We start from the raw sequence: 8,509 nt of genomic DNA on the forward strand, positions 1-8,509 counted from the left end.
AAATCCCTAGTCCGTTGAATAACGAGGCCGTCTGTGGACTGGATCGCTGATTTCAAAGAATTCGGACGTTGTCTGGCTATATCGTTTATCTCGACATAATCTAAGTCGGTTCAAAAATCATATAGTGAGAGTGTCATAGAACAGTTATATGGATAACACGAGGGGGCATCTGCGCAGTTGAGTTTGAAGTATAGGGTCAGAAAATAAACCTACTCTTGATACAAATCGCTATACACAGGGCATGGAATGTTCTATGACACCCTCCATTCGTCTTTAGCTAAGCCTCACACCTTGGTTGAGTAGCGGTAGCGAGCGTCTCTTGTAAGATCGGTCGTTGCTGGTGGATCTTCTGTGCGTCTTCGATCAGCCGCTCCAACAGCGGCGGTGGTGAGTAGCCGAGGAACTCACCGAGTTCGTGAAGAATGAGCTGGGCGTGCGACCGGAAGGTCGCCGCCCAGCGTTCCGGTGGAAACACGATCTCGTCGTCAGCCTGCTCGGAGACCAGATCCAACAACTCACGGCTCACTAGCAGCGACAGCAACGCCGCATACAGCAAAATCTCCACCACAACAGGGTTGCTCGTGTCGAACTCATCTAGTTCGTATTGCGTCGTCAACTCACGAAACAGCGTTTCTACCTCCCATCGACACCGATACAGCGTCCCTAGATCTGCCGGGAGAAACTCTTCTCTCGGTAGATTTGTGATGTACAGATGGTAGTCGTCGGCGTCCTCGTCCCGGACGCCGACGACGCGGAACCGCTTCGTGTCTAGCGACCGTGTTCCCTCGTACTGACCCCGCTTGAACTCCGCTTCGACCTCTACGTCAATGTACTGCCGTGAGAGGTCAGCGACCACATCTTGGATCTGCTCGCCTTCCAAGGGAATGGCGCGGTAATGAGTGAGAAATCTTTTGTGGGGTGGACTCGATGTGCTGGTAATGGGAAGCAATCGACGCAAAGAGATCAAGCGTCACCTTTCGGAGGAGAAGCTCGACGAGCTTCTCCGTGACGCCGAAGATAAGCACAGGATTCGGCGTCTCGGGTTCGTGAAGAATCTCTACCAAGGCGACACGATTGCGGAAGCTGCCGACCGGGAAGCTCGGTCGGCAGCGACCGGCCGCCGATGGGCGAATGCGTGGAACGAAGGCGGAGTCGATGAATTGATGCCGAGTTTCGGGGGCGGTCGGCCCCCGAAACTTGCTGAGAACGAACAAGAAGAACTGCTTGAACTTCTCCAAGAGGGGCAGCCATGGAAATCACAGGAGATACAGCACCTTCTGGCTGAGGAGTTCGGTGTCGAGTACCACCCAGATTACCTCGGGAAGTTTCTCCGAGATCTTGGGTTGTCGTACGCGAAACCCCGGCCGAAACGGCCGAATAGGCCGGAGAATCCCGAGGAAGTCCTCGACGAGCGCGTCGCTGACGCGCTCGACGAGACTGACGACGAACCCCATAACAAGGAGAAGGGTGACGAAGAAGACGGATGGATTGTCGACGACGATGTTTGTACAGACGGCGGTACGGTCGTCGGTTTTTTCGATGCCTCACACCCCCAGCCGTACGATAATTCGCGGCGGGTGTGGTACGTCGATGATCCGCACGTTGAACGGCAGCTAGTCAAGACCGAAGATTCGGCGGTTGGATTCTACGCATTGAACGGAGTAAGCCTGGTTCGCTGGACCGAAACAGAAGAGAAAGAGAAGATCTGTAGCGTCTTAGAGACGGTCCGCGAGCAGAATCCGGGACAGCGGATTCTGCTCGTCTTAGATAAGCACGGATCGCACATCTGTGAATACACGCGCAAGCGCGCACATCAACTAGGGATCGACCTGATCTTCCTTCCATCAGGTTCGCCGCATCTCAACCCAATCGAGCAAGTCTGGAAACAGCTGAAATGGACGATGTCGCCGATCATCGTCGACGACGAGGACGAATTTCACGAACTCGTCAAAGACGTATTTGAACAAGTGACACAGCGAGTCAGCTACGCCAGAAAGTGGTGTGAGAAGTTTCTTAGCGTTCAGAAGTTATCTTGATCATTACCGCGCCATTCCCGTAGTTCCTCTGTTATCACCGGATTCGCGTTCTGCTTCAACCGGCTCACAAAGTAGCCGTCGTTCTCGTCGATCAGCGCAAAGCGGCGGTACTTGAAGTACGCTAGGTCGAACAAAACTAGCCGTCCATGCAGCCACGATCCCGTCTTGAACAACGTGCTGTCGTGCGCTTTTTCATCGGTCACGTCAATCCGTTCAATCGTCTGATCGGTGGCATTGTGGAGCAGGTGGAGCTTCGCTCCAGCCTGCTCCTCGTGGCGAGCTTGGAACTCGTCGGAAAGGAACTCGTGTAACCGCAACACCGTTCCATCAGCGATCATCACGTCCCTGAATCGGTCGATATCAACGTCAACAGCGTCGGGAACGGCGACCTCGTCGAGACCACGCTCGACGAGGTCGCGGAGATACTCTGCAAGTGACGGCGTCAACCGGTGATAGAAGCCACCAGGAGAGATCGTCTCATCGGCTGTGGAGTTGTAGCTACGTCTGAACCCAGCGAGTGTTCGGCTCTCGCCTGCGGCGAAGCCGAACACGAGCGCCCACACGAGGACGGGAATCTGAAGCTTCCCCTCCCGTTCGACCACGCCGAGTTCCTCGGCGTGCTCTTCAAGGAACTCAGAGGGAAACAGTGTAGTGAGACGACGCAAGATTCTCGATGAGGAGGTCTCGTTGTACACACTCGACACCTCCTCATTCCTTCCGAAAAGTAGCCTCGATAAGCCGCTGCTGTCACGCGGTTCTTCGCTTAGCTAAAGACGGATGATGACACCCTCATATAGCGTATAAAAAGCGCCGAGAAGGTGGACGTTAATTCAGGTCAAAGCGATCGTTCGTCATAACCTTCTGCCAAGCATCAGCAAAATCATTTATGAACTTCTCCTCTTCAGCAGCATAGGCCTCTGCGAGGGTACGAAGCCGTGAGTTCGACCCGAAGATAAGATCTACACGTGACCCCGTCCATTCGACTTCATCCGTTTCACGGTTTCTGAGTTCGTACACCTGTTTGTTATCTTCGCTGTCAGCTGCCTCCCACTCATAATCCATCGAAAGTACGGTTTCAAAGAAGTCGTTAGTCAGGGCCCCCACGTCATCTGTGAAGACGCCAAGCTCCGAATTCTGATGGTTGGCTCCCAGCGTGCGCATGCCGCCAACAAGGGCCGTTGTCTCGGCCGGTGTCAGGTCCAGGAGATCTGCCTTGTCGACCAGCAGTTCTTCAGGTGAGCGGTTTAGTCCATCTCCATCGGTGAAGTAGTTGCGAAAGCCATCGGCATCCGGTTTCAGAGCTTGGAAAGATTCGATATCTGTCTGCTCCGCAAGCGCATCAGTCCGACCCGGTTCGAACGGTACTTCAATCTCGTATCCGGCCTCGGCTGCCGCCTGCTCGATGGCCGCGGTCCCGCCGAGCACAATAATATCGGCAAGTGAGATGTGGACTCCGTCTGATCGAGAGTCGTTAAACTCTCGTTGAATATCTTCAAGCGTGTCAAGTACTGTTTCCAGTTCTTTCGGTTCGTTAACATCCCAGCTTCGTTGTGGCTCGAGGCGAATTCTGGCTCCATTCGCACCGCCGCGCTTATCGCTATCCCGATACGTTGATGCTGAAGCCCAAGCAGTTTTGACAAGCTGAGTACGGGACAGATCGGAGTCAAGGATTTCCGTTTTGAGCTTGGCTACCTGTTCCTCATTGACGAGTTCGTAATCGGCGTCGGGGATGGGTCCCTGCCAGAGCATTTCCTGGTCAGGCACTTCTGGGCCAAGGAGCCGCTCCGGTGGCCCCATATCACGGTGGATAAGCTTGTACCATGCCTTTGCGAAACTGATTCCAAATTCCATCGGGTTCTCTTGGAAGCGTTCGAGAACCTCCCGATAGTCTGGGTCCCGCTTCAGTGCGACGTCCGTCGTCAGCATCATCGGAGTTGCACTCTCAATCTCGTCGTGTGCTGGCTCTGCAGAGCCATGTACCTCCGCGTCCTTGGGCCGCCATTGCCAAGCTCCGCCGGGTCCCTTGTGTGGCTCCCACTCGTGATCCAGCAAGAGATCAACATATTCCATATCCCAGCTAGTTGGGGACTGGGTCCACGGGCCTTCAATGCCGCTTGTGATCGTGTCGGCACCTTTGCCCTCACCATACTCGTTTTTCCAGCCGAGGCCCTGTTGTTCGATAGGCGCCGCTTCAGGTTCACCACCAAGATTTTCGTCAGAGTCAGCGCCATGTACCTTCCCAAACGTATGTCCGCCGGCACAGAGGGCAACGGTTTCCTCGTCGTTCATCGCCATCCGATCAAAGGATTGTCGCACGTACTTCGCGGACTCGAGAGGGTCTGGTTTGCCACCAGGACCTTCTGGGTTCACGTAAATCAACCCCATGTGGTCTGCGGCGAGGTCGCCTTGGAGGTTCCCCTCCTCATCGTGGCGTTTGTCTTCCATCATCTCCTCTTCAGGCCCCCAGTTGACGCCTTTGTCTGGTGCGTATGCGTCCTCACGCCCCCCTCCAAAGCCGAACGTTTGGAATCCCATCGATTCCATGGCAACGTTTCCGGAGAGGACTAACAAGTCAGCCCAGGAGAGTTTTCGACCGTATTTCTCCTTGACTGGCCAGAGCAGTCGCCGGGCTTTATCTAGATTTGCGTTGTCTGGCCAACTTTCGACAGGTGCAAACCGCTGTGTGCCACCTGACGCACCACCGCGACCGTCACCAGTACGATACGTGCCCGCACTGTGCCAAGCCATCCTGATAATGAGCGGTCCGTAATGTCCGTAGTCGGCTGGCCACCACTCTTGGGAATCAGTTAATACGTCCTCAATATCTGCTTTCACTTGCTCGAAATCGAGAGACTCGAATGCTTCAGCGTAATCGAACTCGTCTTCGTACGGCCCAACATTGCTGGCATTCTGATCAAGTATTTCTACATTGAGTGATTCTGGCCACCAATCCTGTGTTGTACTTCCGCTGGCTGAATGTTCTCCAGACATATGGATTATCCAATTATATGTATGTAGGTGAAACCAATCAACTGTTGTTTATCATATGCCAATCCGACCTCCCACGAACGTTAGCAGTCTACCTCGCTGCTGTATCGCGATTTAACACAGCCTCTAAGCCAAACAGCGTTCACTCATTCGTCTTTAGTTAAGCTTGATAGTAATACAATTCCCAAAAGTATGCTTGTCAGTATTAGATGTAGGAGAAGCCACAGATGAGACACCAGTACCGGCGAGATCGAGCGATAAGCAACCATCACAAACGGCGTTTTCTTGCCGTATCTGGTGTGGCTGGGCCGTATTTGAGCAAAAACCACAGCTATCGAGTATTACTGAAGATATTAACTAAAGACGAATGAGTGTTCACTTAAGATGGACCAAAATCGAAACACAGCAAGTCATCAACAATGTGCTACGCAGGAGCGTAGTGACTATCTCAGCTACTCACCGCCGTCACTTCTTGACCGGCTGATCGAAGGTGCCCAGAAGATCCACAAAGGACGGCTGATTACAAGCGACACTAACCCCCGCTACACAACCCAAGTGTGGGGCTTGACTGAAGACGGATGTAGGATTTCAATCACATACACCAGTAGCCTCAATTTGAACTGTAGCACCGTTCGGCAACTGCTTGACGCCAACGAAGGTCCGTGACGGTCGTTGACCCTCAAAGAATTCGTCATACGCCTGCGTAACTTCCTCTAATTGGCTCATGTCAGTCAGGTATACTGTGGTTCGCATTAGTTCGTGACGATTGACGCCAGCCTCAGCAGCGACAGTGCGAACACGTTCAAGCGCCTTGAGTGTCTGTTTTCGGACACCCTGATCTGATACTGTCTCTTTGCTAGGTACTTGGCCATCAAAACATACCAGTTGTATGCCACGATTTCGAACACTGTACGGAGTGGTTAACGAACTATCTCGTTCTTTTCGGGTTATGTTTTCGGACATGTTAGTCACTTAGCTTCGAATTTCCTGGTGGTTTGTTATTGGCTGCTCTATATTCGAGGAACTCATCGTACTGTTCAACGACAAGTGTTGAGTCCGCCCGCGGCTTCGCAGTACAGGTGAGTACGTAGCCTGCCTCTCGGTCTTCAGTATCGTACCGACGCGCGTTTGGATGGACAACGTCGCCGTCAACCAAACGAGCAGCACAGGTGATACACCAACCTTGTTGACAGTCAGCTGTGAGCCACACACCCGCCGAACGCGCGGCCGCCAGAATCGTCTCGTTCTCACTGACCTCAAGTTCGTGTGTTTCACCGGCTTCGTCCAGCGACGACTCTTCGGGAACAACGATCGTGATGGTCCACGTATCGTCCGACGACTGTGTCATAAATAAGGGGAGAGTGGAGACCGTTGTTACTCGCTCAGGCGGAGTCGTTGAACGGGTTGTTCTTCGTATATGGTGCGTCGCCCGGCTCGCCACGCGCGAAGTGCCCGGCCGGATTAATCTCGTCGTCCCGTTCCTTGCTCAGCAGCTCGATGAACCAGGCCTCGTGGTCCATCTCCTCGTTGAGGATCCGCTGGGCCATGTCGTAGGTTCGCGGATCGGCCCCACGAGTCATATCACAGATCTCGCTCCAAGTACGAATCGCACACCGTTCCGCTTCGAGCAGTACTTCCAGAATGTCTTCGACTTCTAGCTCGGATGTGTCGAACTCACCACTACCATCCATCGGCGTCGGTACCTCGGCGTCGGGACAGGAGGCCCGGTCGGCGAAGTCCCTGATGTCGTTCGGCAGCGACCCCTCGAGTTCGTACACCCGGGGGACGACAAGCTCGAAGTGGGCCCGGTCTTCAAGACGGGCGTCCTCGGTGATCTCCTTGTAGTCCTCCTCCCCGGCGAGGTGCATTCGGAGGTTCGTGTAGTAGTAGTAGGTCGTGAACTCGGCGCCGATCGCGTCGATCAGTTTCTCCCGGAGTTCCTCGGGATCGACGCCTCGTTCGCGGATGACCTCGGCACCGACTCGCTTGCTCGTGTCGCCCGGTTCCACGGAACCGCTGCCGTGTTCTTTCTCGTTTGCCATCGCATCTCTACATACCCCGGTAACAGTAATCAGAATTGTTTTAGCAATAGATGATATTATCTGCCAAAAGAATGAAACAGCACTAAGAACAATTCTTTTGTGTATCTACTATTTAGCAATAGATAAATGAACGGTAAGCCTGAACCCGCGCAAGAGACACGTGAGTTTGAGTTTGTCCTCCAGTTCGAGTCAGGAGCCGATGAGTTGATGGATGTGTTCCGACAGTACGAGAGCCTCTCGTTGTGGTCGTCCGCGATCTTCGTGAATGATAGCTATATGTGGCGGCTCGATTATGCGAAGGGGACGAGCGAAGCGCTGGACGCGTTCGATGAGGTATTTCTTGACAAAACCCGCTGTAACGAGTGCTTCGATGTCGTAGATTGTGATACGGACCGATCATATCGCGTCCTAGATCGTCAAGAGACTAGCCGAACTATCTATACACTTCGTCGTGAAATTAACAGTTGTCATTCACTTCCGCATATTGTACTCGATCATATTCAGACAGGAACTATATTCGAATCCCGCCGGGTCGGTGACGAGTACCGGTGGCGCATTCTCTTCCCTAGTGATTCTCCTATTGGAGACATCTACGATACAATGGAAGCACAGATTCGGGAGGGCGTGTCGGTTTCGGTGTCCCATATCACTACTGGCAGCGACTGGAAGGCGACCGAGCGCCTCGCGACAGACTTCTCGCCAGAACACTGGGAAGTGCTAAAGGCAGCGGTCAAGCACGGATACTATGAACGGCCGAGAGAAGTTTCTGTCTCCGATCTTGCGTCGATACTTGATGAACCTCGTTCTACGGTTCAATATCGACTACGAACCGCAGAGGATCGTATCGTGTCGGAATTTGTCAAGCAAACACTGTGAACGGTGGTAGCTACGAGTGGTAGAGATCACGATTGCTGATACTCACAGACATGAATACATAAAGATATCAGGAACTTCGATGCGGTCGAGTACAGAGAGAGCAGCATCACGGAGATCGTCAAGCGTCTCGAACAGACGGTTCCCAAGTTCTTGATCGAGTTGTCTCCAGCACTCTTCCGCGGGGTTCAGCTCTGGTGAACCCCGCGGAAGGTAACACAGCTCGATCGGTGTGTCTTCGACGAATTCCTACACCTTGTTCGCCGTGAAATACGAGGCGTTGTCCAAGACGACGCAGATTTTCTCGCCGAACTCTGTCTGGAGTGCGTCGAGTAACCGGATTGTTGTGTCGCTGTTGAAGTTCTCTGCACACGGCAGAAAGAACGTCTCACCGCCGTCGCTGACTACACCGAGCAACTTGATGCTATCCCACGCGCCCGTCACCGGTAATGATTAAGATAACATTCGAAAGTCAAGGAACTGTTCACACCACTTCTTTGCGAAGCTGACGCGTTTCGTTATTTTCTCAAAAGTTTCCTGAACGAGGTCTTTGAATTCCGCTTCGCTCTC

Annotated in this window: 6 protein-coding genes and 5 pseudogenes; 3 read left to right on the top strand and 8 right to left on the bottom strand. The window is 53.2% G+C overall.

The genetic code is table 11. The features are described from left to right. Positions 1 to 277: 277 nt before the first annotated feature. Positions 278 to 892, bottom strand: a pseudogene (locus EXE52_RS15250) (transposase); the annotation flags it as partial. 46 nt (positions 893 to 938) lie between these two features. Here EXE52_RS15250 and EXE52_RS15255 point away from each other — a divergent pair. Continuing rightward, entirely contained in the window at positions 939 to 2,036 is a 1,098-nt protein-coding gene (locus EXE52_RS15255; RefSeq protein WP_137703857.1) for an IS630 family transposase, read from the top strand. A gap of 5 nt (positions 2,037 to 2,041) precedes the next feature. Here the strand turns inward: EXE52_RS15255 and EXE52_RS15260 are convergent. Together EXE52_RS15260 and katG are read right to left on the bottom strand one after the other, a co-directional pair. Beyond that, positions 2,042 to 2,701 (bottom strand): annotated as a pseudogene (locus tag EXE52_RS15260) (IS4 family transposase); the annotation flags it as partial. Positions 2,702 to 2,861: 160 nt separating this feature from the next. Continuing rightward, on the bottom strand, positions 2,862 to 5,027 hold the full coding sequence (katG, locus tag EXE52_RS15265) for a catalase/peroxidase HPI (protein ID WP_049933290.1): 2,166 nt from the start codon (positions 5,025 to 5,027) through the stop codon (positions 2,862 to 2,864). 405 nt (positions 5,028 to 5,432) lie between these two features. Between katG and EXE52_RS19205 the strand changes: the two are divergent. Beyond that, positions 5,433 to 5,592, top strand: a pseudogene (locus EXE52_RS19205) (IS4 family transposase); the annotation flags it as partial. Between the two features lie 20 nt (positions 5,593 to 5,612). On the opposite strand, the gene EXE52_RS15270 reads toward EXE52_RS19205, so the two are convergent. From EXE52_RS15270 to dps, 3 genes are read right to left on the bottom strand one after another with little or no spacing between them, the layout of a single operon-like run. Next, positions 5,613 to 5,987, bottom strand: coding sequence for a RidA family protein (locus EXE52_RS15270; protein WP_137703858.1), 375 nt, complete (start codon positions 5,985 to 5,987; stop codon positions 5,613 to 5,615). Between the two features lies 1 nt (position 5,988). After that, a complete protein-coding gene (locus tag EXE52_RS15275; RefSeq protein ID WP_080508749.1) occupies positions 5,989 to 6,372 on the bottom strand; it encodes a 2Fe-2S iron-sulfur cluster binding domain-containing protein in 384 nt (127 codons plus the stop codon). A gap of 34 nt (positions 6,373 to 6,406) precedes the next feature. Further along, complete coding sequence (gene dps / locus EXE52_RS15280) at positions 6,407 to 7,066, bottom strand: DNA protection during starvation protein (RefSeq protein ID WP_049933440.1); 660 nt, start codon at positions 7,064 to 7,066, stop codon at positions 6,407 to 6,409. A 126-nt stretch (positions 7,067 to 7,192) separates the two neighbouring features. Between dps and EXE52_RS15285 the strand changes: the two genes are divergently transcribed. Beyond that, positions 7,193 to 7,942: a helix-turn-helix domain-containing protein gene (locus EXE52_RS15285; protein WP_080508750.1), complete on the top strand. Its 750-nt coding sequence runs from the start codon at positions 7,193 to 7,195 to the stop codon at positions 7,940 to 7,942. 42 nt (positions 7,943 to 7,984) lie between these two features. Here EXE52_RS15285 and EXE52_RS15290 read toward each other — a convergent pair. Beyond that, positions 7,985 to 8,392, bottom strand: a pseudogene (locus EXE52_RS15290) (IS630 family transposase); the annotation flags it as partial. Next, positions 8,393 to 8,509 (bottom strand): annotated as a pseudogene (locus EXE52_RS18860) (IS630 family transposase); the annotation flags it as partial. It lies immediately after the preceding pseudogene.

The sequence above is a fragment of the Halorubrum sp. CGM4_25_10-8A genome (assembly GCF_005435025.1).
Classification (GTDB): domain Archaea; phylum Halobacteriota; class Halobacteria; order Halobacteriales; family Haloferacaceae; genus Halorubrum; species Halorubrum ezzemoulense.